This is a genomic window from Maribacter zhoushanensis (assembly GCF_029350975.1).
Taxonomy (GTDB): domain Bacteria; phylum Bacteroidota; class Bacteroidia; order Flavobacteriales; family Flavobacteriaceae; genus Maribacter; species Maribacter zhoushanensis.
Genome location: NZ_JARKMR010000001.1, coordinates 727,162 through 750,324, shown reverse-complemented (window position 1 = coordinate 750,324; position 23,163 = coordinate 727,162). Strand labels below are relative to the sequence as shown.

26 protein-coding genes are annotated in these 23,163 nt (G+C 35.3%); 6 read left to right on the top strand and 20 right to left on the bottom strand.

The features are described from left to right. Positions 1–4 precede the first annotated feature (4 nt). The 9 genes from PXD56_RS03120 to PXD56_RS03080 all read right to left on the bottom strand — a co-directional run bounded on the left by PXD56_RS03120 (position 5) and on the right by PXD56_RS03080 (position 6,319). The gene (locus PXD56_RS03120; protein ID WP_276491901.1) at positions 5–1,777 is read right to left on the bottom strand and encodes a MutS-related protein; all 1,773 of its coding nucleotides are present in this window, start codon (positions 1,775–1,777) and stop codon (positions 5–7) included. 88 nt (positions 1,778–1,865) lie between these two features. Continuing rightward, the gene (locus PXD56_RS03115) at positions 1,866–2,348 is read right to left on the bottom strand and encodes an ExbD/TolR family protein (protein WP_276491900.1); all 483 of its coding nucleotides are present in this window, start codon (positions 2,346–2,348) and stop codon (positions 1,866–1,868) included. Between the two features lie 4 nt (positions 2,349–2,352). Further along, a complete protein-coding gene (locus PXD56_RS03110; protein WP_276491899.1) occupies positions 2,353–2,970 on the bottom strand; it encodes an ExbD/TolR family protein in 618 nt (205 codons plus the stop codon). Positions 2,971–3,166: 196 nt separating this feature from the next. Next, complete coding sequence (locus PXD56_RS03105; protein WP_276491898.1) at positions 3,167–3,703, bottom strand: DUF2199 domain-containing protein; 537 nt, start codon at positions 3,701–3,703, stop codon at positions 3,167–3,169. A 40-nt stretch (positions 3,704–3,743) separates the two neighbouring features. Then, positions 3,744–4,097, bottom strand: a complete 354-nt coding sequence (locus PXD56_RS03100) for an MmcQ/YjbR family DNA-binding protein (RefSeq protein ID WP_276491897.1) — start codon at positions 4,095–4,097, stop codon at positions 3,744–3,746. Positions 4,098–4,177: 80 nt separating this feature from the next. Next, the gene (locus tag PXD56_RS03095; protein WP_420828441.1) at positions 4,178–4,537 is read right to left on the bottom strand and encodes a Dabb family protein; all 360 of its coding nucleotides are present in this window, start codon (positions 4,535–4,537) and stop codon (positions 4,178–4,180) included. A 60-nt stretch (positions 4,538–4,597) separates the two neighbouring features. Continuing rightward, positions 4,598–5,218 carry a DUF4230 domain-containing protein gene (locus PXD56_RS03090; RefSeq protein WP_276491895.1) on the bottom strand — a complete coding sequence of 207 codons (621 nt, stop codon included), beginning with the start codon at positions 5,216–5,218 and terminating at the stop codon, positions 4,598–4,600. Further along, positions 5,211–5,570: a DUF4260 domain-containing protein gene (locus tag PXD56_RS03085; RefSeq protein WP_276491894.1), complete on the bottom strand. Its 360-nt coding sequence runs from the start codon at positions 5,568–5,570 to the stop codon at positions 5,211–5,213. The genes PXD56_RS03090 and PXD56_RS03085 overlap by 8 nt, the downstream gene beginning before the upstream one ends. A gap of 2 nt (positions 5,571–5,572) precedes the next feature. After that, positions 5,573–6,319 carry a cyclase family protein gene (locus PXD56_RS03080; RefSeq protein ID WP_276491893.1) on the bottom strand — a complete coding sequence of 249 codons (747 nt, stop codon included), beginning with the start codon at positions 6,317–6,319 and terminating at the stop codon, positions 5,573–5,575. An 890-nt stretch (positions 6,320–7,209) separates the two neighbouring features. Between PXD56_RS03080 and PXD56_RS03075 the strand changes: the two genes are divergently transcribed. Next, a complete protein-coding gene (locus tag PXD56_RS03075) occupies positions 7,210–7,500 on the top strand; it encodes a GIY-YIG nuclease family protein (protein WP_276491892.1) in 291 nt (96 codons plus the stop codon). A gap of 245 nt (positions 7,501–7,745) precedes the next feature. On the opposite strand, the gene hemW is transcribed toward PXD56_RS03075, so the two are convergent. From hemW to PXD56_RS03040, 7 genes are all read right to left on the bottom strand, one after another. After that, on the bottom strand, positions 7,746–8,879 hold the full coding sequence (gene hemW / locus PXD56_RS03070) for a radical SAM family heme chaperone HemW (RefSeq protein ID WP_276491891.1): 1,134 nt from the start codon (positions 8,877–8,879) through the stop codon (positions 7,746–7,748). Between the two features lie 72 nt (positions 8,880–8,951). After that, positions 8,952–9,317 carry a four helix bundle protein gene (locus PXD56_RS03065; protein WP_276491890.1) on the bottom strand — a complete coding sequence of 122 codons (366 nt, stop codon included), beginning with the start codon at positions 9,315–9,317 and terminating at the stop codon, positions 8,952–8,954. 70 nt (positions 9,318–9,387) lie between these two features. Beyond that, a complete protein-coding gene (ruvC, locus tag PXD56_RS03060) occupies positions 9,388–9,945 on the bottom strand; it encodes a crossover junction endodeoxyribonuclease RuvC (RefSeq protein ID WP_276491889.1) in 558 nt (185 codons plus the stop codon). A 5-nt stretch (positions 9,946–9,950) separates the two neighbouring features. After that, positions 9,951–10,427 (bottom strand): energy transducer TonB, encoded by a 477-nt coding sequence (locus PXD56_RS03055; protein ID WP_276491888.1) that lies wholly within the window; start codon positions 10,425–10,427, stop codon positions 9,951–9,953. Positions 10,428–10,594: 167 nt separating this feature from the next. Continuing rightward, positions 10,595–11,608: a tetratricopeptide repeat protein gene (locus PXD56_RS03050; RefSeq protein WP_276491887.1), complete on the bottom strand. Its 1,014-nt coding sequence runs from the start codon at positions 11,606–11,608 to the stop codon at positions 10,595–10,597. 3 nt (positions 11,609–11,611) lie between these two features. Then, on the bottom strand, positions 11,612–13,078 hold the full coding sequence (locus PXD56_RS03045; protein ID WP_276491886.1) for a TonB family protein: 1,467 nt from the start codon (positions 13,076–13,078) through the stop codon (positions 11,612–11,614). Beyond that, positions 13,075–13,437 (bottom strand): BlaI/MecI/CopY family transcriptional regulator, encoded by a 363-nt coding sequence (locus PXD56_RS03040; protein ID WP_276491885.1) that lies wholly within the window; start codon positions 13,435–13,437, stop codon positions 13,075–13,077. Before PXD56_RS03040 ends, PXD56_RS03045 begins: the two co-directional genes overlap by 4 nt. 144 nt (positions 13,438–13,581) lie before the next feature. Between PXD56_RS03040 and PXD56_RS03035 the strand changes: the two genes are divergently transcribed. Beyond that, entirely contained in the window at positions 13,582–14,097 is a 516-nt protein-coding gene (locus PXD56_RS03035) for a DUF456 domain-containing protein (protein WP_276491884.1), read from the top strand. Between the two features lie 8 nt (positions 14,098–14,105). Here PXD56_RS03035 and PXD56_RS03030 read toward each other — a convergent pair whose 3' ends face one another. Together PXD56_RS03030 and PXD56_RS03025 are read right to left on the bottom strand one after the other, a co-directional pair. Then, complete coding sequence (locus PXD56_RS03030) at positions 14,106–14,663, bottom strand: nitroreductase family protein (RefSeq protein ID WP_276491883.1); 558 nt, start codon at positions 14,661–14,663, stop codon at positions 14,106–14,108. A gap of 153 nt (positions 14,664–14,816) precedes the next feature. Continuing rightward, positions 14,817–15,710, bottom strand: a complete 894-nt coding sequence (locus PXD56_RS03025; RefSeq protein WP_276491882.1) for a LysR family transcriptional regulator — start codon at positions 15,708–15,710, stop codon at positions 14,817–14,819. An 85-nt stretch (positions 15,711–15,795) separates the two neighbouring features. On the opposite strand from PXD56_RS03025, the gene hutH reads away from it, so the two are divergent. The 4 genes from hutH to hutG all read left to right on the top strand — a co-directional run bounded on the left by hutH (position 15,796) and on the right by hutG (position 21,822). Further along, on the top strand, positions 15,796–17,370 hold the full coding sequence (gene hutH, locus PXD56_RS03020; RefSeq protein ID WP_276491881.1) for a histidine ammonia-lyase: 1,575 nt from the start codon (positions 15,796–15,798) through the stop codon (positions 17,368–17,370). 4 nt (positions 17,371–17,374) lie between these two features. Beyond that, positions 17,375–18,622 carry an imidazolonepropionase gene (hutI, locus tag PXD56_RS03015; RefSeq protein WP_276491880.1) on the top strand — a complete coding sequence of 416 codons (1,248 nt, stop codon included), beginning with the start codon at positions 17,375–17,377 and terminating at the stop codon, positions 18,620–18,622. 72 nt (positions 18,623–18,694) lie between these two features. After that, a complete protein-coding gene (locus tag PXD56_RS03010) occupies positions 18,695–20,695 on the top strand; it encodes a urocanate hydratase (protein WP_276491879.1) in 2,001 nt (666 codons plus the stop codon). 170 nt (positions 20,696–20,865) lie between these two features. Then, positions 20,866–21,822: a formimidoylglutamase gene (hutG, locus tag PXD56_RS03005; RefSeq protein ID WP_276491878.1), complete on the top strand. Its 957-nt coding sequence runs from the start codon at positions 20,866–20,868 to the stop codon at positions 21,820–21,822. Positions 21,823–22,007: 185 nt separating this feature from the next. On the opposite strand, the gene PXD56_RS03000 is transcribed toward hutG, so the two are convergent. Continuing rightward, positions 22,008–22,361, bottom strand: coding sequence for a pyruvate kinase (locus tag PXD56_RS03000; RefSeq protein WP_276491877.1), 354 nt, complete (start codon positions 22,359–22,361; stop codon positions 22,008–22,010). Between the two features lie 105 nt (positions 22,362–22,466). Beyond that, a complete protein-coding gene (locus tag PXD56_RS02995; RefSeq protein WP_276491876.1) occupies positions 22,467–22,925 on the bottom strand; it encodes a COG2426 family protein in 459 nt (152 codons plus the stop codon). Positions 22,926–23,163: the final 238 nt, after the last annotated feature.

Sequence of the window (23,163 nt, the reverse complement as noted above, 5' to 3'; positions counted from 1 at the left end):
TCTTTTATTCAATAATCCCCATCTTCTTTAACAGAAAGGAAGCATTCATATTCTGACAAATTCCGTTTTTGAACGTATAATCAAAATGTAGTTCGTTATCTATAATCTCAGCGTCAAAATAATGGTTCTTAACTGCATCATATTCATCGGCGACTTCGCAAAGGCTAAGATCATGGGTAGCTATAATACCGGTAGAATTGCTCTTTACCAAGCGCTCTACAAATTTTCTTGAGCCCAATGCTTTGTCCGTACTATTGGTTCCTTTTAATATTTCATCAAGTACAATGAAGTAACGATCGGTCTGTATTTCGTCTACAATGTATCTTAAGCGTTTTAATTCTGAAAAGAAGTAAGATTCATCATCTGTTAATGAATCTGTAGTACGCATGCTCGTAATTAATTTTATTGGCGAATAACTGACCGATTCTGCGCAAACCGGCAAACCAACATTTGCCATCATAATCTGTAACGATACCGTTCTTAAAAATGTACTCTTACCAGCCATATTTGCTCCGGTAATGATAAAGAATTGACCACCCTCAATGGTAATATCATTTAAAATACTTTTCTTGGGATCTAACAATGGGTGACCTGCATTCTTAGATTTTAATACCACACCGTCATTAGCAATTGTTGGATATGTGAAATTTGGGTGATTAAAAGCGAAGTTCCCTAAACTATTATAGGCATCAAAAAAAGCAATAGTATTAAACCAGGTTTCTACACTCTTACCATGTTCCTCTATCCATTTTTCAACCGCTAGACAATCGGTTAAAGAGCGAAGAAAAAATCCGTTTGCAAAAATCAAATACAAAAGATTATTATTACGGTCAAGATTACTTAGAAGTGATGCAAATTTCTTTAAAACCTTAGAATTACTTTCTCCGTTACTTAGAATATTTGCCTTCTGCTGTTTTAATAAATCCGAAGTAAAATCTGTTGTTTCTATCATTGCCAATAACTGATTGTACTGGTCAAAAGTAGATTTCATTTTAGTAGCATTCTGTCCTAAATTAGTGACTTTTTTAGTGAACACCCCAACAATAAGCATACCTAGCACCAACCATAAAATTAAAACAGATTCTGGCAGGTAATCTAAAAAATAAGCAACAAAAACAGCCACAGAAATAATTGAAAACACAAGTGGAATAAACTTCATGACCTTTGGAACAAAGGCGTTATAGTTCTTTAACCAATGCGCTATGGTATGAGTAGAAGTTTCTGTTTTCGTCAAAGCTGCCATTGCAGAAAACTCTTGTCTCCAATCTACTTTTTCAGCTATTTCAGCAATTGCTGCTTGCTTTTCCTTTATGTCGTTTATTGAATTTTCTTTATAGGTATCTGCCAATAACAAACTCCCCTCTGCAAGTTTTGTTCTATTGGAGATTTGATAAAACGAACCTTCACCAAATAGGTCAATATCCTGACTAAAAAAATGGATGTCGTCTGTAAATTCTTTTCCGTTGGGTAGTTTTGAAAAATCTCTTTTAAGTACTTGTAACTCTACTGTATTGATATTTCTTAATTCCTCAATTTTAGCTTTTTGAAGTTTTAAATTCGTGTACTTGGTTACCATAATCAAGAATAACGGAATACCTACACACAAAACCCCAATAACATATTTTGCATTTACCGATGCAAAATAAATACCTGCAATAGTACCCAAAAATATAAGTAAGCGAAGTGTACTAAAAGTAAACAGCTTTTTATTCAAGGCCTCTATAGCCTCATTATACTTTTGTACTCGCTTATTATAAAACTCCTCTAAACTATTCATGAAAATAACCTGTTATAGAAAAGGTAAAGATAACCTTAGAAAATGATTTCTATAAATGGAAAATGGATTTAAAATCACTTCTTATATCCTATAAGTTATCTACAATGGCACCTTCATAAGTAGTATAATTTATTTTCAGCAAATTCACTTTACGTAGTTGATTTTTAAGATCATCGATTACTCCCATTTTTACTTCCACATCAGCTTTTATAGAGACTGTTGCTACACTTCTTAAATGCTGGGGCATTGATGATAGGGCTTGAAGGGCATAATCACCAACTTCGTCTACGGTTATAAATTTATTATCCATTTGTATTCTGGGCTCATCTCCTAAATTGGCATTGCCATCAGTTGTAGGCTTACCTATATAAATTTCAATTACACGGTCTTTCTTATCCAATTTTTCGGTTTCAGTAGCTGTTGGCAAGGTATTTTCCACCAATAAATTCTGATTTTTCATCACCGTAACCGTCATGAAGAAAAAGAGAAGAATAAAAACGATATCGGGCAATGAAGCAGTTGAAACTGGAGGCAAGCTTTTACTTGATCTGTATTTGTTGAATTTTATCATGGTCTTAGTTATTTACGGTTTCTGGTTCTAAAATTTTCTGCGGATAAAGTGCTCTAATAATTTCAAGTCGTTCTTTTAATTCTATCTTTTGATTCTCACTAATTTCATCATTGTAATATTGAGCATTCATAGCTTCATAAGTGGTATTAAACAATCGTAAACTTTCTCTATTACGTAGGAAATTGTAGGCACCCAAAACTTCATTTTGTACAGCAACATAAACAGGGTAACTAGAATTACGTTGTGTCTTTATAGAGACAATTGCCTTATCAGGGTTCTCAGATGAATTTGCAAGCCTATTACCTTTACAATACGCACAGTATTTATCACTTTCACTTGATAATCCGCCATTATCAATAAAGGCAATTACTTTCTCCTTAAGATTTTTAGAATCTACAATATCATCTTCTGCCATTATTTTATCGGCATTATTTATACTGATTTCAAAAAGGTTTTTTTCTTTTATATCAACGATATTATCAGAAACATCAGGAGGCAAGGATCGATTGAGCCCAGCATCATTTTCTATAGATGTGGTGACCAAGAAAAAAATCAATAATAGAAAAGCGATGTCAGCCATTGAACCGGCATTAACTTCTTGTGGTGATCTGTGGTTTTTCATAAATAGTGGTTTTAAGCACTATTAAGTACAGCAAATCAATAAGTATTAAAAAGTAAGAATGAGGGAATGGTGGTTTTGAGTGAGGGAATGGGATTCTTTTTGAATTTAAAATAAATTTGATAAGTATTATTTAGTTATGATATTTTTAATAATTAAAATGTAATCAACATATATACAACTAATTAAGCCATTAAAATCAACCAACATTTTTTATCATTTCATCTATACGCTTTACCGCTTCCTTTTTTGAAATACCCCCATAATAATCTTTAACAAACGGGTGGTCAAAATCCTGATGCGGAAAAATCTCAGGTCTACTATTTCCAGTTTTAGTTATAACATCACAAGGAATTGAAGACGTATCTCCATATTCAGCAATATTACTACATAACCATCCGAAATATCCTGTTTCGTGATTCTGGTTATTGTAATTCTCTTTATAATTGAAATAGCTTTTTTCACTTAAAGATACCCACAGACCATATTCCAGATTTTCGCAAATACCATTAACCTTTTGAGTTAGTGTCACCCTTATAAAACGGTCAATTTGGTCAGCGTAATGAATTTCACAAAAGTCCGTATCCAACTTTCCTATTTCCTCTTTATTCTTATCTGAAAGATTATTATAATTAGCAGGAGAATTAAAAGCTAAAGCAGGCCACTCAGAATGGATTTTACCACATTCAGTGCATTTAAATTCAGGGAATTTTTTCTTTTTCCTTTTCCAAAACATCACTTCAAAAACTTTTAAATCTTTATGCAATAACAAAATACTACAACCCCTCCAACTCTGCCTTTACCTTCTTAGTCAATTTAGACACTACCAAATCATAAGAATGGTCAATAAGTTCTAACGTAAGTTCTTTAGATATTTGATCTAGGTAGACGGTATTCCAATGTTTTTTGCTCATGTGCCAGCCCTCTATAATGCCATCATGCTTTTCGCGAAGTTCTATGGCTCTTTCTGGATCGCATTTTAGGTTTACGCGTAACGGCACATTTTCTAATCCGCATAATGCGAACATTTTACCCATCACCTTAAATACAAGGGTAACCTCATCAAAAGGAAAAGATTCTGTTACTCCTTTTTTTGAAATACAATAGTCTCGGTATTCTTCAACGTTCATGCTATTGAGTTTTTAGACTATAATTTTGAATAAGGTCAAACACTGTAAAAAGTACCTGACCTTAAAATCAGGATAATTTTTTAGATACCTGTAGAGTCATAAACAATGACCTTAGACCACAGATTCTCAGATTCAGCAATAAACACTTTGTGAGGTGCCTCATCTTGATAAGCTTGTTGAGATTCGGCAGAATCGAAACTTACGATTAAAGAGTACGTGAATGAACCATCCACTACATCTCTACTTGCTTTTGGTGGCGTACCAATAAACTGTGTTTTGGCATACGACGAATTATCTAAGAACTTGCGTAAAGAAGTTTCAAAAGCCGTTCTGTCCGCTTGATTATCAGGGTTTTTCAACCAAAAAAATACGGTATGGGAAAAATTAGCATCGAATTCTGTCATTTTATCATCATTTTGACCAAAACAAACGCTGGTCATTAGTATTAGTACAAGGATACAAATTACGTTTTTCATTTTTATTTTTTTAGTTGTTTGTTATTATTCTTCGAGTAAGTCAATTTGTTTTTGAGGAATTTCAAGAGCGGAGTAATCTAATGTCCACCCAATAGTCTCCACAATTTTCTCCATTATTAAAACGCTCTGTAACGCTTCTTTTCTAGCGGTATCCATTAATCCGCTTTCAGGTATTTTTTCTTTAATATGAGTTTTTGCTTCGGCATTTAGTTTTGTAAGATCATCTGGCGCAAAAAAGTTAAAAAAGCCACTTTTAATATCATAAAACTCCAACTCTGGCTCAATGCTCAATACCTCTGGTTGCGGGAAATTATCAAGTACTATCGTTTTCTTTTTCTCATCGGCATGCATTAAAAGTTTGCTTAAGTCATAACCAATATGTGCTTTAGCTTTAATAACCACCAAAGCCTTCTTTTTACTACTTACCAAACTCATGAAATCCTTTACGTTTTCATACTGGTAGATTTCTGCAAATTCCCCTTCTACAGATATTAGTTTGCAAACGCTTTTCATCTTTTCTAACAACACCGAAGATTGGTGTATTGTAATCTCTTTTCTTTTTTTGCCTTTAAAAAAATTAAAAAGCCAATACATGCCAATAGCGCCTAAAACCAGACCAAGAATGGTATCAAAAATATTATCCATTGTTATTTCCTATTTCACCTAAATGCGTAAACTTAAACCCTTTATCATATTTGAGTCCGTAGCCAAAGATACGGTCCATAGCCGTATGTATAAAAAGAATTGTACCTATTAATTGAACTACGGGCAACATTAAATAGATGCCTACAAAGTATAAAAGGATTGCAAAACCTCTATGATGAAAAATATTGTAGCACACAGCACCAACCCTAGCTCCCAATAAGTAACCTAGCATAGATATATCTGGGGTCAATATTAAAACCGGTAACCACCACCATTGATAACCTAACAAACCAAACATAAAAATACCTAGAATCAACAATGCCAATTCCTCTAATTTTAAAAGATTTTTCATAATTACTCAAATTTATAAAGCACCGGTCTACTTGGGCTGGCATCATTTTCAAATGGTGCCACCTGTAAGTTTAAAAAGTAAGTTCCATCAATAACGGTATCAGGCACAAAAATAAATTCTGTAATGGTTGCCCCAAGCCTAACCTCACCATTAAAATTCCAAAATGCTTTGTGTGCCAATAGTTCACCATTGTCTCTTTCTTTGTCAACAGATGGTAGATCTATCAATAAATGTTCAACACCCAATTCTCGAATAAAAACCATTGCATCTTCTAAAATGTATGGCGGATTAGTATGTGAATATTGTCTTTTTAATTTAGATGCCGTATTAGGTAGCGTTCTTATGACCAGTGCTGTTGGTGTTTTACTACCTACTGCATTTTCTAGTTCATCTTTGGTAATTACCAAATCTCCTTTTTGTTCTATTGGTGTAACGGTAATAACCTCAGCCAAAAAGAAAAACTGCTTTAAATACTGATTTACAGATTGATGCTCTTTTGATATATGCCCCACACATTCCGTATGCGTACCATGCGCGTGCGGATTAAATGAAATATCATAAAAATTAGTACTAGAACCTGCCGGAATGCTCCCAACAAAACCTTTTTCACGATGTGGCTCCATCTTAGGCGCGTCAACATACCATGCGTTTACATTATCCTTTTTACTGGTGATCGGTATTGAAATATCTAACGGTTTAGATAGGTTAATTTGATATTGGTTAGCATTATGGGTTATGGTAGTTTTCATTGTTTTTAACCTCAGTTTAGATGGTAATCTTTGAAATAAGAAAATTACAACTTTTTGTGGGTATATGAAGAAAGGATAATAGAAGAGGGCAGTTATCGTATTCCAAACCTGTTCTCGATACATTTTCTTGCAGAAAACACTCGAACTGACAATTCGTTTTGTTTCACCTTCTTAATTTAATGTTACTATGTCACTTCGAGTGAATTTTTGAGGAACGAGGAAATTTTTATCGAGAAGCTCGCGTGTTCCAAAACCTGTTCTCGATACATTTTCTTGCAGAAAACACTCGAACTGACAACACGTTTTATTTCACCTTCTTAATATAATGTTACCATGTCACTTCGAGTGAATTTACGAGGTACGAGGAAATTTGTATCGAGAAGCTCGCGTGTTCCAAACCTGTTCTCGATACAATTTTTCATTTCCGTGTCTCTTCAATAAAAAAACCACTCGAACTGACAATGTGTTTTATTTCACCTTCTTAATTTATTGTAACCATTTTACTTCGAGTGAATTGCTGTGGAACGAAGAGATTTGTATCGAGAAGCTCGTGTGTTTCGAACCTGTTCTCGATACAATTTATTATTTCCGTTTCTCTTCAATAAAAAATCACTCGAACTGACAATTCGTTTTGTTTCACCTTCTTAATTTAATGTTACTATGTCACTTCGAGTGAATTTTTGAGGAACGAGGAAATTTTTATCGAGAAGCTCGCGTGTTCCAAAACCTGTTCTCGATACATTTTCTTGCAGAAAACACTCGAACTGACAACACGTTTTATTTCACCTTCTTAATATAATGTTACCATGTCACTTCGAGTGAATTTCCGAGGCACGAGGAAATTTGTATCGAGAACTCGTCGGTTACAATCTAAATCGTAAATTGGAAAAGTGATAAATTACTACGTCTACATATTGAAATGTGCCGACAGCACTTTTTACACAGGGATAACTTCTAACCTTACTCAAAGATTAGAATCGCACCAAACAGGAAAATATAAGGACAGTTACACAAGTAAAAGAAAACCAGTTACACTCGTCTTTTATTGCGAATTCACCAATCCAAACATAGCAATTGAAACCGAAAAACGCATTAAAAAATGGTCACAAGCAAAGAAAAGAGCGCTTATTGCTGGAAAATATGACGAATTACCAAATCTTGCAAAAAAGAAATTTTCTTAAAAGCGAGAGGGATTCGTGTTCCAAACCTGTTCTCGATACATTTTCTTGCAGAAAACACTCGAACTGACAATGCGTTTTATTTCACCTTCTTAATTTATTATAACCATGTCACTTCGAGTGAATTTTTGAGGCACGAGGAAATTTGTATCGAGAAGCTCTCGTGTTCCAAAACCTGTTCTCGATACAATTTTTCATTTCCGTTTCACTTCAATAAAAAATCACTCGAACTGACAGTGCCTTATATGTTATTTCAAATTCACCATAAACAAATCGGCAGCAATGCCGTCTGCTAAAAACATCCCTTTTTTAGTAGTTTTTAAGATGTCACCATCTACAAAAAGCAAATGCTCTTCTATAAATTTATCGGCTTGCAGTAGTACGTACTCTTTGTATTTAGGTCCAAAATCAGTCGCAATTCTAGCCAACGATACTCCCCAGATAGTCCGCAGTCCGGTCATCACGTATTCATTATATTTATCCGTCGAAGAAAGCACCTCAACCTCCATAGGTAAAATGTTTTGTTCAATGGATTTTATATACTTTGGATTATTGTTGATATTCCATCCACGTTGCACACCATCAAAAGAATGTGCAGACGGACCAATACCTATATATTTTTTCTGCTGCCAATAAGCGGAATTATTTTTAGAGTAATGCCCAGGTTTTCCAAAATTGGATATTTCATAACAATCAAACCCCTCAGCAAGTAATATTTCGTTCAGCAAGTTAAAATGCTGTTGTGCTTCCTCGTCGGTTGCGGGAGTAATCAATCCGTCATCAACAAATTTAGCCAGAGCCGTTTTAGGTTCTACCGTCAAGGCATAACTAGAAATATGTGGTATACCGAAACTAAGTGCTTTATCAATATTTTGCTTCCAACGCTCTAGAGTCATATTGGGCATGCCGTAAATTAAGTCAATGGAAATATTATCGAAATGTGCGCTTGCCAATTGCAAACACTTTTCGGCTTCCAGAGCATTATGCGCTCTGTTCATCAACTTTAAATCCTCCTCAAAAAAAGATTGAATCCCAATACTTAATCGGTTTATTGGGCTAGTTGCCAGCTGCAGTATTTTCTCTTCGGATAAATCATCAGGATTCGCCTCTAACGTAATCTCCGGATTGTCTATAACATCATAATATTCATGGACCTTACCTATCAACTGCGCAATTTCCGAAGTTTCTAAAACTGAAGGGGTACCACCACCAAAATAAATGGTAGCTACAGTTTCCCCAGAAAACTCGGCTTTACGAAGTTTTATCTCCTTGCATAACGCATCTACCATCGCTTCTTTCTTCCCCATAGTAGTAGAGAAGTGAAAGTCGCAATAATGACAAGCCTGCTTGCAAAATGGGATGTGGATGTAAATTCCGGACATATTTTTAGTTTTCAGTTTTCAGTGGGCAGTACCAGTATTCAGTAGGCAATACCAGTAAAAAGTTTACAGTTATTAGTTTGAACCAAATTTACTTGGGTTATTAATCATATAGTTTAACAGCTTACCAACTTCTTCACTATCTTTTATAAAATCATTAAATGTTATTTGGTCAATATAGTCACATTTAAATGCAAACTCTAGCCAGGTTTGAGTTTCTGAATTTTCCGCGTCGCTATCTGTCAACTTACTTATAAAGTGCTTAGGATAACTTCTTTTTCGATAAGATTCTACAATATTAGCGCTTACACTTCTAGACGAACGTCTAATTTGGTCAGTCAAAGAATATTTCTCCTCTTTAGGAAAGTTTTTTGAAGCATGAAATATCTTCATGGCAAGCGCAAAAGACTTCTTATAAGCCAATAAATCCTGAAATTGCATAAAACATTTTACTTATTACTGTTACTGTTACTGTTACTGCTAACTGAAAACTGATACTGTCAACTGAACCCTACTTCTTAACTCGTTTCTCATTCTGCTTTACGAAAGCATCCCAGCCAGAGTAGCTTTTACCAACAACATCAATTCTACCTTGATTATAAAAATGGCAAACGGCAGCAGCTAGTCCGTCAGTACTATCTAGATTTTTTGGAAGTGTTTTTAATCCTAATACACTTTGTAGCATTCTAGCCACTTGTTCTTTACTAGCGTTACCATTACCTGTAACCGCCATTTTAATCTTTTTAGGAAGATATTCTGTTATGGGTATTTGGCGTGACAACCCTGCAGCCATAGCAACACCTTGTGCACGACCTAGCTTTAACATAGACTGTACATTCTTACCAAAGAAAGGCGCTTCAATAGCAATCTCATCTGGGTGATAGGTATCTATGAGTTCTATGGTACGCTCAAAAATGAGCTTTAGCTTTGTGTATGGGTCGCTATATTTTTGAAGGAGCAATTCGTTCATTTGAATAAACTCCATCTTTTTTCCCACTACTTTTATGAGTCCGAAACCCATAATAGTAGTACCGGGGTCAATACCCAATATTATTTTTTCGTTCGCCAATATGCTTAGTTTGTATTTAATTGAACAGGAATACGGTATTTGGTATTCACCGGAATTCCTCTTTTTAAAGCGGGTGCAAGTTTAGGAAGATTCTTTAAGCTTTGGGTTATAACGCCATCAAATTCTGGCATTTGATTTAATACTAGCGCATTTTTGTAAATATTGTCGACCTTAATTTGACCAAGGGTATCAATAACAAAAATGACCTCAACAGTTTCACTTTCCTTATCGGTTAGTGTAAACTCAAAATCATTTAAGGTTTCTTGAAAATGGGAGATTAATGTCTCTTCAAAACAAATTTTCTGCTGTTCTTTGGTAACCGCTTCATCACAAGTGTAAAAGAACGGGTAAGAATCTACACTGTTCCAGTCCAAATGGCGTAATTCTTCATCAATAAGTTCTTGTGTTCTTTTTTGTTTAGACTCAAAGAACGAACATGAACTTATCAGTATTATCGAAAGAAAAAATACAACTCGTTTCATTACACCTGTTCTACAAGTGAAATTACGATTTTTTTAAGGAGTTTAATCTTTAGCAAAATGGATTTCTTCCTTTAACTCAGAAATACGTTTTTTGGCAGTTTCATAATAGTACGGATGCTGATTCGGATAATCCTTCAAAAAATTCTGATAATAGCCTAATTTCTTCTTCAAGTCCTTGCCAAACTGATCGTATGTTGTAGCCATATTGAAATAGGTACGCGCATCAGATGAATCTTCTTTATGTGCCTTTCAAATAATTTGAATGCGTTTTTAAAATCTTTTTGCTCACGGGCAATATATGCCAATTGATTATAACCATTCGCGAAAATCGGTTTTTGAACTGCCATTGCTTTATTAATGAAAATCTTCGCGCTGTCAATTTTATTTTCTTTCTGATAAACACCGGCAAGGTCAAAATAGGTTTGTGAATTGGTATCATCTCTTTTTAATAAAATATTATAGGCTTCTTTCGCTTTATGAAACTCCCAATTCTTGTTGTATGAAAAGGCTAATTTATCATACACATAATTTTTATCCTCCCAAAGCTCCAATACCCGTTCAAATAAAGGAATAGCTTTTTCAAACTGAGCATCATTGAATAGTACCAATGCATGCAAATTTATGAGTGATACATCATTCTCATAATAATTCAATCCTTTTAAAATATACGTTAATGCATTGTCGCGCTCTTGTTTAATAGTGTAATGCTTTGCAAGCTGAAACAAGCTTCTAAGATGTGTACTATCTAATTTAATTGCTTTTTTATATTGTTTTAAACTTTCATCTGTTAATTCTAAATGACGATTTGCTTCCCCCAAATAAAACTGAAACTCAGGGTTAGTCGTATTGAGATTAGACAAATTTGTAAAAACAGATTTTGCTTCTTCGAACCTATTTACTTTTAGCAATAATTTTCCAAGTTCAAATTGTGCGAGTTGATTTTCAACATCTTCTTCAACTACATATTGGTATTGGGTAATAGCTTTCTCATAATTGCCAACGGCGTTATAACTTCTTGCTATCTGAAGTGCAGCAGTAAGTCCGCCAACCTTCGAATACGCATTAATCGCTTTTGAATAATTACCAATGATGTATAAACTATCTGCAACAGCTAAAGCCGAAGATTGCGCTTCGGCTGTAAACATTAACAATAGTAGTATCGAAAAAATAAGGTGCTTCACTTATTACTTTTTAATTCTAATTTCAACTACTCCATTTCTACCCTCCTCACCATATGTATCTATTGCTTTTTGATCTTTAAGAATAAAAATACTTTCTATAGTATTTGGATCAATAGCTTCCATTTCTAGTTTAGTTATTTTTATATCATCAACATAATACATAGGTTCTAACTCACTTTCGTTTGTAATTTCGGAAACCATATTTGCAATATTATCATCTTGTAATTTAAACTGAACAGGAATCGAAAAAGGCACATTAACCGCTTTCCCAGACTGCATTCCTGGAGTCATTTTTGGTAATAGTTTCACAATGCGTTCCACCTCGTCTTCTAACAATTTATCTGGACCACGCATTTTAATGTTTTCAATTTCACCCTCAGAAGAAATGACGAACATAGTATTTACACGCCCCTCTATATTAGCATCTTGAGCAGCCTGTGGGTATTTGAAATATTTGCCAATATGTTGCTGTATTTTTTCATTGAAGCAGGCTCTTTTATCAACTACATCTTCACAGCCAGGAAAAATTGGAGCTTCCTCCACAACGGCGTAAGGAACATCTTTACTTGCAGATAGTGAAGTAGCATTTATAGATTCGTCACTTTCTGATTTTGGTGACATCTCGCAACTGGTATATAACAACATCACTAACACCATTGGGACTAGCAATAAATACTTCAACTGCCAAACTTTTTTTGATTTTGATTTTTGTAACATGATTATTCGTTTTTTGATTAATGATTGTCTAAAAAATTGATTGATGAATGATATATGTTCGGTCTGAAAAACCTGAGCTAATAACTGCTCATAATGATCTGATTTATGCTCTTTTGATACTTGAGCATCGGCAATAAATTCATGTAATTCTGAAATACGATTTTGATACACGTACACTAACGGATTAAACCAGCCAACTATTCGCATCAGCTCAAAGAACAACAAATCGTACGTATGCCCTTGTTTTATATGTACCAATTCATGGGCAATTATGGTATCATGCTTCATTTTCAATACTTTATCCCCAATAAAAATGGACTTTAAGAATGAAAATGCAATGTTGCTATTTGTTATTACTATTTGTGTAAACAAGGGGTATGTAACCTTTTCCCCACTCTTTCTCAAGATATATAATTGTCTAATTTTTAATACGAATAGTACTAACGCCACTAACATTCCGCCATAAAAAATTCCTTCTTGCCATGTAAAATTCCAACCCGATGATTCTTGAACCTGCACTGCAACACCTGTATTTTGTAATTCCCATAGATACTCTGGGTATTGGGCAAACGTTTGTGGCACTTGCTGCTTAAAAGCTTCTATTTTTATCCAAGGTAAAATCAAGGACAAAACAAAGGTTCCCATTAAATACACCCTATTCCATTGAAAAAAAGTTTCCTTCTTTAGAAAAAAATCATAAATAACTAAGAAAAGAAGTTGAAAGGCAATGCACTCCAAAATATATTGTATCATGGTTTATCCTTTTTAATTTCATTTAGTACCGATTCTAATTCAGACAGACTCATATCATTCTTCTTCATAAAAAATGACACCATACTTTTAAATGAACCTTGAAAATAGCCGTCTACCAATTTGTTGATGGACTGATTACTGTAATCTGATTTCTGTACCAATGGAAAATACAAATACCCTTTACCTAGCTGTTCATGATCTACAAAACCCTTACTTTCTAGAATTCTTACAATAGTAGAAACGGTATTATAAGCCGGTTTTGGCTCCGGTAATTTTTCTATGATCGATGCTACGTTACATTTCTGTAATTCCCACAATACGATCATTACTTCTTCCTCTGCTTTTGTCAACTGCTTCATTCAACTAATCTTTTAGTTCTACGATCAAATATAACTAATTATTTAGTTTAAACTAATTTTATAGTTAAAAAAAATAAATTTGACCTTTGATGATGTAACAAATGCAACCTATATTAGTCTTATAGGCAACACTTACTATTTACAATGGATATATTTTTATTAGTTCTAGGCTTTATTTTAATGCTCGTAGGTATTTTAGGTAGCTTTTTGCCCGTTTTACCAGGACCACCAATTAGCTGGGTAGGGCTGTTGTTATTGTACTCTACCAGTGCAATTACCATGAACTGGACATTCTTAGGTATCACCTTGGCTATTGCTCTTGTTGTTTTCGGGTTAGATTATGTCATACCAGCCATAGGAACCAAAAAATTTGGAGGTACAAAAGCTGGTGTGATTGGTACCACAATAGGATTATTGGTTGCTTTAATATTCCCAGTTCTAGGACCTTTCGGAATTATCATATGGCCTTTTGTGGGTGCTTTAGTGGGAGAATTACTGAACAAGGCAGATAAAAAAACCGCTACGAAAGCGGCTTTTGGTTCTTTTTTAGGATTCTTAACAGGTACGTTCTTGAAATTTATGGTCGCTATTGTTTATTTAGGACTCTTCATTTCAAAAGCTTGGGAACATAGTAATACGCTATTTCCTTTCTTTAATTAATGGAGTAATTATTCCGAAATCCATTCGGTTTTAGTTTCGATAGGGTCGCGTTTACCTTCGGTCAATTCGCCATCAAAATTACCCATGTAGAAAAATCCTAGGCATTTTTCACCATCGGCTAAGTTTAAAAAATCGCCCATGTGTTTTATGAGTCCTGGTGAAGACCAATAAGAACCAATGCCCATATCCGTGCACTGCAACCACATGTTCTGTACCGCCATAGCCACTGCGGCAACCTCTTCCCATTCCGGAATAGATTCATTAGGATCTCGTTGCATACAAATAGCAATAATAGCACCTGCTTTTTTAGGGTTCTCTTGCAACTTCTTAATTTTCATTGCCTTTGGCTTAGGGTCAAGCTCTTCATACTTTTTGGCTAAAAACGCACCAAGTCTTGCCTGTGCCTCACCTTGAATCACTTTAAAACGCCATGGTTCCGTGCACTTATGATTAGGCGCCCAATTAGCAGCTTCTAATACCTTTTCTATATCTGCCTTCGCAATTGGTGTATCATTATACTGTACCGGAAATACCGATCGTCTCTTCTTTATTATATCTAATATCATAATTATCGTTGTTCGTTGTTCGTTAATCGCTGCGCGCATAGCGCAATTCGCAGCAAGCTCTCTTTTCTATTCTCTCTTCTCTATTTTCTATTCTCTCTGTTATACTCAAAGTAAAATTAACCCTTCAAAAACTCATTCTATGTTAGACAAGTATTAAAACTTATCTTCCAAAAGCAATTCCATACAATTCTTCAAAACAGGATTGGTATGTTCTTTTTTCCAAATTACCGATAGTTCCGCACGTTGTGGTATATCTTTTAACTCCACAAACTTAACCCGCATTTGAAACCCGTTTTGCAAAGATGTTGGCACAATGGCAATCCCCATATGATTTTCTACCAATTTAAATATAGTATGCGCATGAACAGATTTATGTGAGATTTTCGGTGCAAAACCAGCATCTTGACAAATACTCATGATTGTTTCATAGTACAACGGACTATATGCCTGACTAAACAGTATAAAATCTTCTTTTGCAAAGCGCTGCATTCCTTTAAACTCTCTAGTTAGCATAGGGTATCTTTCAGGCAAGACAAGCGAAAAAGTATCTGTAAAAACTGTTTTCATCTCTAAGGTGCTTGGAACCCTAGAAACCCGAACAAACCCCATATCCAATTTATCTTTTAATACAGCATCAACTTGCGCAACATTAGAAAGTTCTTCTAAAGATGTTTTCACCTTTGGGTATTGCTCCTTTAAGCCAAGTAACAATTCTGGTATTACCTGTTGCATGGCCGAACCTAAAAAGCCAATGCGTAATTCACCACTATTACCATCGCCCACCATTTTTAATTGACGTTCTACCTTTTCCAGGTGGCTAAAAATATATTCAACCTCCTTTTTTAAATAGTGCCCGGCAGGCGTTAACCCTACTTTTTTCTTATTTCTTTCAAATAATTGGGTCTCTAGAATCTCTTCCATCTGCTTTATCTGCCTACTGAGCCCTGGTTGAGAAATAAATAATTTTTCAGCAGCCTTTCTAAAGTGTAATTCTTGCGCAACCGCTAGAAAATAGGATAGGTGACGTAATTCTATCTGATTACTCATAGTTATTAATTGATGATAAAATTGATATTACCAAGTATCAAAAATAGATATTAATTTTAATTAAAATATTTGAAAAGCTTAAGCTATGAGCAAACAGACATTTAAATTGGGTGAAGATTGGCTAACCGCAGGTAAGGCAACGCAAATTGTTCTTGGTAACCTTTCTACTACACTGTCAAAAGCTACAGAACAAAAAATAACCAATAGCTGGAAAATAGTACAAAACATTGTAGATAAAGGCGAGCCCGTTTATGGTATCAACACAGGTTTTGGACCATTATGTACCACCAAAATATCTAAGTCAGCAACCAATATTTTACAGACCAATATACTTCAAAGTCATAGCGTTGGTGTTGGTGAACCAATAGCAAAAGACATTGCAAAATTAATGCTGATTCTAAAGGCACAATCACTTGCAAAAGGATATTCCGGAATAGCATTAACCACTTTAAACCGAATTATTTGGCATATAGAAAATGATGCCATCCCTATAGTTCCCTCACAAGGTTCTGTTGGCGCATCTGGAGATTTAGCACCGCTTTCCCATTTATTCTTACCACTTATTGGCTTAGGTAAAGTGGAATATAAAAATAAAATAATCACAACTGAGGCACTTTTCAAAAAAACAGGACTGGAACCAATTGCTTTAGGACCAAAAGAAGGACTGGCGCTTATAAACGGCACACAATTTATAGCGGCACATGCCGTAAAAGTGGTAGCACAATTACATTCTATTTTAGCGCAGGCAGATGTTATTGGCGCTATGATGATAGAAGGTTTACAAGGTTCAGTAAAACCATTTTATAATGAATTACACGAGTTACGACCATTTAAGGGAAATGTGCATGTGGCAAAACGGGTTAAAAAATTACTGAAAGGTTCTGAAATTATGGAAGCTCATATAGATTGCGAAAAGGTACAAGACCCCTACTCCATTCGATGCATTCCTCAAGTTCATGGAGCTTCTAGAACAGCATGGTTACATTTAAAGAAATTATTAGAAGTAGAATTAAATTCGGTTACGGACAATCCAGTAATTATAGATGAAGAACTGACCATAAGTGGTGGTAATTTTCATGGTCAGCCGTTAGCAATGGCATTGGACTATGCTTGTTTAGCTGCATCGGAAATCGGTAATATATCTGACCGTCGCATTTATTTATCCTTGGAAGGAAATAGTCCCGGTGTTCCAAAATTACTAATGAACGATACCGGCATTAATTCTGGTTACATGATTTTACAATACACTACCGCGGCATTGGCTAGTGAGAATAAGGGACTTTGCTTTCCATCAAGTGCAGATAGTATTCCCACTTCCCTAGGTCAAGAAGACCATGTAAGCATGGGATCAATAGGCGGTAGAAAAGCATTGCAAGTAATTGGTAATGTAGAGAAGATTTTGGCGATAGAACTATTGACCGCTGCCCAAGCTTTTGAATTTAGAAAGCCGTTGAAATCGGGCATATATTTAGAAGAAGTACATAATGCCGTTCGCAGTCAAGTAGCTTTTGCCAGTAAAGACCGTGTATTTGCAGATGATATTGAAAAAGGCATTGCCATGATCAAAGATCAGGCAATACTTAAAGTTATAGACCGCGTACAAGCGGAACATGGCATATCTTTAAAAACAAAACACTCAGAACAGTTCGAAAACTACTAATCTAATGACAAAAAGAACACTTATAGGTCCGTTTAAACAAATCATACCCATGACCGGATTAGCACTTAAAGGTGCAATTTCTGATCGTGAACTTGAGGTGATTGCTGAAGGCGGAATTTTATTTGAAAACAACCTAATACTTGCAACAGGAAATTTTGATGATCTAAAATCGGAACATCCAGATGCAAACATTCAATTATTAAAAGGCAATCATGTTTGCTTACCTGGCTTTGTAGATGCCCATACCCATATCTGTTTTGGTGGATCTCGCGCCAAAGATTATGCTATGAGAAATGCCGGGAAATCATATTTAGAGATTGCAAATGCAGGTGGTGGCATTTGGGATACAGTTACCGAAACCCGAAAAGCGAGTATTGAAGAATTGACCAAGAACACGATTAAAAGAGCCAATCGTCATCTAAAAAATGGCACTACAACACTAGAAGTTAAAAGTGGATACGGATTAACAGTAGATGAAGAACTAAAAATGCTTCGTGCAATTAAAGAAGCTAATGAAAAGGCATTGCCTGAATTGATTTCAACTTGCCTAGCTGCCCATATGTTACCTAAAGATTTTGAGGGCACAGAAAAAGAGTATTTAAAAATGATCTGCGAGGAGTTGTTCCCAATTCTTAAAGAAGAAAATCTAACACATAGAATTGATGCTTTTATTGAAGAAAGTGCTTTTTCTACTGATGATATTCAGGCGTATTTTTCAATAGCCCACGACATGAATTTTGATATTACCGTACATGCAGACCAATTCTCAACAAGCGGAAGCAAAGTTGCCGTGAACCATAACGCCATTAGCGCAGATCATCTTGAAGCTAGTACCGATACAGAAATAGCACTTTTAGCAAACAGCGATACCATTGCCGTAGCATTACCTGGTGCTTCTATTGGTTTAGGATGCGATTTTACTCCAGCACGCAAATTATTAGATGCAGGTGCAGCACTTGCCATAGCTAGTGATCACAACCCTGGCTCTGCCCCAATGGGAGATTTACTTACCCAAGCCAGCATTCTAGGAACATTTGAAAAACTTACCAATGCCGAGGTTTTGGCGGGTATCACTTTTAGAGCAGCAGCTGCTTTGAAATTAGAAGACCGTGGAAAATTGGAAGCAGGACTTTTAGCCGACCTAGCAGTTTTTCATTCAGATAATTATCAAGATATTTTGTACAACCAAGGGAATCTAAAACCGTGTATGATTTGGAAAAATGGGGAGTTGGTTTTTGATAGACATAAGTAGTTGTTGGTTGTTGGAAAATAAATTTTAAGGTCCTAAACCAATTTAGACTTTTCGAAATTTAAAATATTTAAGATGGATTTTAAAGCACAGTTACAGATGGGAATACCTACTGAATTACCTCCAAAAAAGGAGCGTTCTTCAGCGATTAGTCACGCGCCAAACCGAAAGCAAATACTTACTAAAGAAGAGAAGTTATTGGCTATTAGAAATGCGTTGCGCTACTTTCCGGCGGACTGGCATGCGCTTTTGGCTTCTGAATTTGCTGAGGAATTACAAACCTATGGCAGAATCTATATGTATCGTTTTCAACCCTCTTATGAGATGCATGCAAGAGCTATTTCAGATTATCCAGCACAAACGAGTCACGCTGCAGCAATCATGCTCATGATTCAGAACAATCTAGATCCAGCCGTAGCGCAGCACCCTCAAGAACTCATTACCTACGGCGGTAATGGTGCTGTATTTCAAAATTGGGCGCAGTATCTATTGACCATGCAGTATTTGTCTGAAATGACCAATGAGCAGACGTTACATATCTATTCCGGTCACCCCATGGGTTTATTTCCCTCATCGAAAGAAGCACCAAGAATTGTGGTAACTAATGGAATGATGATTCCCAATTACTCCAAACAAAACGATTGGGAAAAATACAATGCGCTTGGTGTAACGCAATACGGTCAAATGACTGCGGGTTCATATATGTATATTGGTCCGCAAGGCATTGTTCATGGCACTGCTATTACGGTAATGAATGCCTTTAGAAAAGTATTGAAAGTGGGTGAAAATCCCGCTGGGAAAATATTCTTAACTGCCGGATTAGGTGGAATGAGCGGCGCACAGGCAAAAGCCGGAAACATTGCCGGATGCATTACTATCTGCGCAGAAGTGAATCCACTTGCGGCAGAAAAAAGACATCAACAAGGTTGGGTAGATGAACTTATTGATGTTTTAGATGTTTTAGTTTCAAGAACAAAGGAAGCCATCTCTAAAAAACAAATCGTTTCTCTTGCCTTTATTGGCAATGTGGTAGATGTATGGGAACGATTTTACGAAGAAGGATTATTCATTCATTTAGGCTCTGACCAAACCTCTTTGCATAATCCGTGGGCAGGTGGTTATTATCCTGTCGGGTTATCTTTTGAGCAATCCAACGAAATGATGAATCAAGATCCCAATACTTTTAAAACAAAAGTTCAAGAATCATTACGCAGACATGCTAAAGCCATTAACCAGCATACAGCAAAAGGAACCTATTTCTTTGATTACGGAAACGCTTTTCTATTAGAAGCCTCAAGAGCCGGAGCGGATGTTATGGCAGAGAACAAAATAGATTTTAAATACCCGTCTTATGTTCAAGATATATTAGGCCCAATGTGTTTTGATTACGGATTTGGACCTTTCCGCTGGGTATGCGCTTCAGGAAAAATAGAAGATTTACAAAAGACCGATGCGATTGCATTACGTGTTCTAAAGGAAATAAAAAAAGATGCTCCGGCAGAAATTCAGCAACAACTAGCGGATAATATTAAATGGATATCTGAAGCCAAACAAAATAGATTGGTAGTAGGTTCAAAAGCACGAATTTTATATGCCGATGCTGAAGGCAGAGCAAAAATAGCACTGGCATTCAATGAGGCTATCGAAAATAGAGTATTAAGCGATGCCATTATATTAGGCAGAGACCACCATGATGTTAGCGGAACAGATTCGCCATACCGAGAAACAAGCAATATTTATGACGGTAGTAAATTCACCGCAGACATGGCTATACACAATGTTATAGGCGATAGTTTTAGGGGCGCAACTTGGGTATCTATACACAACGGTGGCGGTGTTGGCTGGGGAGAGGTCACTAACGGGGGCTTTGGTATGGTATTAGATGGTTCTGAAGATGCAGCACGTAAATTGAAGAATATGCTTTTCTACGATGTAAATAACGGAATAGCTAGACGTAGCTGGGCTAGAAATAAAGAGGCTATGTTTGCCTTAAAGCGTGAAATGGAACGTACAAAAACTCTAAAAATAACTTTCCCTACTTTGGTAGCAGATAAGCATCTAGAAAACCTATTTTAAAGATTAAGGTCAACAACCAAGGTAACTCAAAGCTATTCCTTCATATTTAACATATTAAAAAGTAAGATTAGTATTACTTTTTCGTTTTACTAAAACACTTTTTCTAGAATTATAAATTACTTCGATTTTCAGGTAGTTTATAATTTTTTAATTCCGAAAAACAGCATTATATGTCCATTTATAAGTTAGCGAATACCGATAATTGGTTTGGCAGAACATCTGACAAGCAACTCTATCTTCATGAAAAAGTAGCTTTTACTAACCTCAACGAACCTTTTCCTGCTACCACTAATACTACTATAGCGCTATTAGGTTATAGTAGCGATGAAGGAGTTAGGAGAAATCTTGGCAGAGTTGGTTCGTCAATGGGTCCGGATGCTATACGCAGGCAGTTGGGAAAAATGCCCAATCATTTAGATGACGGCACTCAATTACTAGATTTCGGAAATTTAGAATGTAATAATCAAAACCTAGAAGAGCTGGAGAAAGAGTGCACCAATGCAGTAAGTCATTTGATAAAACATAGAACAACTCCAATTTTAATTGGAGGCAGCCATGATTTAGCCTATGCCCATTATAACGGATTACTTCAACATATAAAACCTAAAGAAAAAATAGGAATTATAAATTTTGATGCCCATTTTGATTTAAGGTCAAATACAAACGGTAATAATTCTGGCACTCCATTTTATCAAATTGCAATAGACCATAACAAAAAAGGTCAATCAATGAAATATATGGCCTTGGGCATTCGAAAAGATGCCAACACCAAAAATTTATTTGAATTCGCAGAACTACATAAAGTCAACTACCTTTATCAGCAGTATTATAACATGAACTACCTAGAACATGTTCAGTTAAGGATTATTCAATTTCTTGAGGATGTAGATTATGTATACACTACAATAGATTTAGACGGGTTTTCCTCCGCATATGCACCAGGAGTAAGTGCTCCTTCACCAATGGGTTTTTCTCCAGATATTGTAATTGAAAGCTTGAAACTGATTATAGAGTCAGGAAAATTAGTAGGATTAGATGTGGTAGAGCTAAATCCTAAGTATGATATTGATGATCAAACTGCAAGACTAGCAGCTTCATTAATACACTATGTAATTCACAAAATATAATTGGTCTAAACAAAAAAAGCCTCCCTTAATGGAAAGCCTTTCATTGGGTTCTATCGATTAAATTCGATAAACACAATTGCCTCAAATTTCTTTGAGACACAACACAACGCCGTAAAGGTAGTAAGAGTTTTTTAATTAAAAAACGGTCTGTTCATTTCTTGTAACAACTATACTACTTTTGAATATTATCGTTCTTCATCAGCTTTGAACAACTTATAGATATATTGTTTCTCTTTTAAAGTAAATTGTTTTTCTTCAAACCAATCATGAATCTTAATTTTTTGATTTTCAATTTGGGCATTTCGTATCGCTTTTAAAGAAACAATATGCCAATGAGAACCTTTATTTCTATTAACTGAATAACCCACATCTTCCATAATGTATGACTGTTTGGGTCTATTAATGAGCCTAACTCCATTTTTTAAAACAGCTAGGGTTTCGGTAAGTCGTACTACTTCAGAGAATGAATATCGTGCAAAATCGTTGAACCCGTTTTGTTCAACATTATATAATTTATCTCCAATTTTTAGGGTATCCATAGCTTCAAAAAGCTACAAATTTAAAAGGGTAAGTCTTTTAATGAAATTAAAATTGGCTATAGTTATTCACAAAAAAAATGGATAAAAAATCTTGGATTTTAAAAATTATGCCATTCCCTTCATGGTCAACAAAGTAGTTGCCCAAACTATTAAAGAAGATAAAAATATACCTATGGTGTTCGCCAAAAAGGCTTTCTTTCTTTCAATTTTAAATAAGTAACTAGCAATACTACCTGCATAAACACCAGTACCTGGCACAGGTAACATTACAAAAAATATGAGTCCATAAAAACCATACTTCTTAATTTGATCTCCAGAACCTGTTTTTGCCCTTCTTGCAACAAACAATGCATTCTTTTTATAAAAATGCCACCTAAGTAAATACCTATTAACGGTGTTTAAAAAAAACATCATTATAGGAAAAACAAGAACATTGGCCAAGAAACAAACAATGAATACCACATAAATATTACCACCTTGTAGTAGACCATAAGGAATACCAACTTTAGCCTCTCCTAAAGGGGAGATACTCCAAAGTGCGGCTATAAGTATATCTTTCAACAAATCTCTTTTTTAAGCGAATGCAAAATTACGTTGTTCTAGAAAAATTTAATGCCATTTAAATCATAAATGTTGCCAATTGGTCAATTACTCAGGTGAATGACCCTAAAACACTTAGCCTAGACTTATAAAAAACTAAGAATATGCTGTATTGGCATGCACTACAGCCCGTAATTATTTGGTATTTTTAATAGCTTACAACAACAACAACAACAACAACAACTAATTTCAACGCATAACA

Coding starts and splice junctions, on each gene's coding strand:
- PXD56_RS03080 (WP_276491893.1), bottom strand. CDS start 6,319: ATGAAAACTACCATAACCCATAATGCTAACCAATATCAAATTAACCTA.
- PXD56_RS03110 (WP_276491899.1), bottom strand. CDS start 2,970: ATGAAAAACCACAGATCACCACAAGAAGTTAATGCCGGTTCAATGGCT.
- hemW (WP_276491891.1), bottom strand. CDS start 8,879: ATGTCCGGAATTTACATCCACATCCCATTTTGCAAGCAGGCTTGTCAT.
- PXD56_RS03120 (WP_276491901.1), bottom strand. CDS start 1,777: ATGAATAGTTTAGAGGAGTTTTATAATAAGCGAGTACAAAAGTATAAT.
- PXD56_RS03000 (WP_276491877.1), bottom strand. CDS start 22,361: ATGGATACCCTAAAAATTGGAGATAAATTATATAATGTTGAACAAAAC.
- PXD56_RS03040 (WP_276491885.1), bottom strand. CDS start 13,437: ATGAAGCAGTTGACAAAAGCAGAGGAAGAAGTAATGATCGTATTGTGG.
- PXD56_RS03100 (WP_276491897.1), bottom strand. CDS start 4,097: ATGAACGTTGAAGAATACCGAGACTATTGTATTTCAAAAAAAGGAGTA.
- PXD56_RS03045 (WP_276491886.1), bottom strand. CDS start 13,078: ATGATACAATATATTTTGGAGTGCATTGCCTTTCAACTTCTTTTCTTA.
- PXD56_RS03030 (WP_276491883.1), bottom strand. CDS start 14,663: ATGATATTAGATATAATAAAGAAGAGACGATCGGTATTTCCGGTACAG.
- PXD56_RS03035 (WP_276491884.1), top strand. CDS start 13,582: ATGGATATATTTTTATTAGTTCTAGGCTTTATTTTAATGCTCGTAGGT.
- PXD56_RS03090 (WP_276491895.1), bottom strand. CDS start 5,218: ATGGATAATATTTTTGATACCATTCTTGGTCTGGTTTTAGGCGCTATT.
- PXD56_RS03105 (WP_276491898.1), bottom strand. CDS start 3,703: ATGTTTTGGAAAAGGAAAAAGAAAAAATTCCCTGAATTTAAATGCACT.
- PXD56_RS03115 (WP_276491900.1), bottom strand. CDS start 2,348: ATGATAAAATTCAACAAATACAGATCAAGTAAAAGCTTGCCTCCAGTT.
- hutG (WP_276491878.1), top strand. CDS start 20,866: ATGTCCATTTATAAGTTAGCGAATACCGATAATTGGTTTGGCAGAACA.
- PXD56_RS03065 (WP_276491890.1), bottom strand. CDS start 9,317: ATGCAATTTCAGGATTTATTGGCTTATAAGAAGTCTTTTGCGCTTGCC.
- hutI (WP_276491880.1), top strand. CDS start 17,375: ATGACAAAAAGAACACTTATAGGTCCGTTTAAACAAATCATACCCATG.
- PXD56_RS03025 (WP_276491882.1), bottom strand. CDS start 15,710: ATGAGTAATCAGATAGAATTACGTCACCTATCCTATTTTCTAGCGGTT.
- hutH (WP_276491881.1), top strand. CDS start 15,796: ATGAGCAAACAGACATTTAAATTGGGTGAAGATTGGCTAACCGCAGGT.
- PXD56_RS03010 (WP_276491879.1), top strand. CDS start 18,695: ATGGATTTTAAAGCACAGTTACAGATGGGAATACCTACTGAATTACCT.
- PXD56_RS03095 (WP_420828441.1), bottom strand. CDS start 4,537: ATGACCAGCGTTTGTTTTGGTCAAAATGATGATAAAATGACAGAATTC.
- PXD56_RS03055 (WP_276491888.1), bottom strand. CDS start 10,427: ATGAAACGAGTTGTATTTTTTCTTTCGATAATACTGATAAGTTCATGT.
- PXD56_RS03085 (WP_276491894.1), bottom strand. CDS start 5,570: ATGAAAAATCTTTTAAAATTAGAGGAATTGGCATTGTTGATTCTAGGT.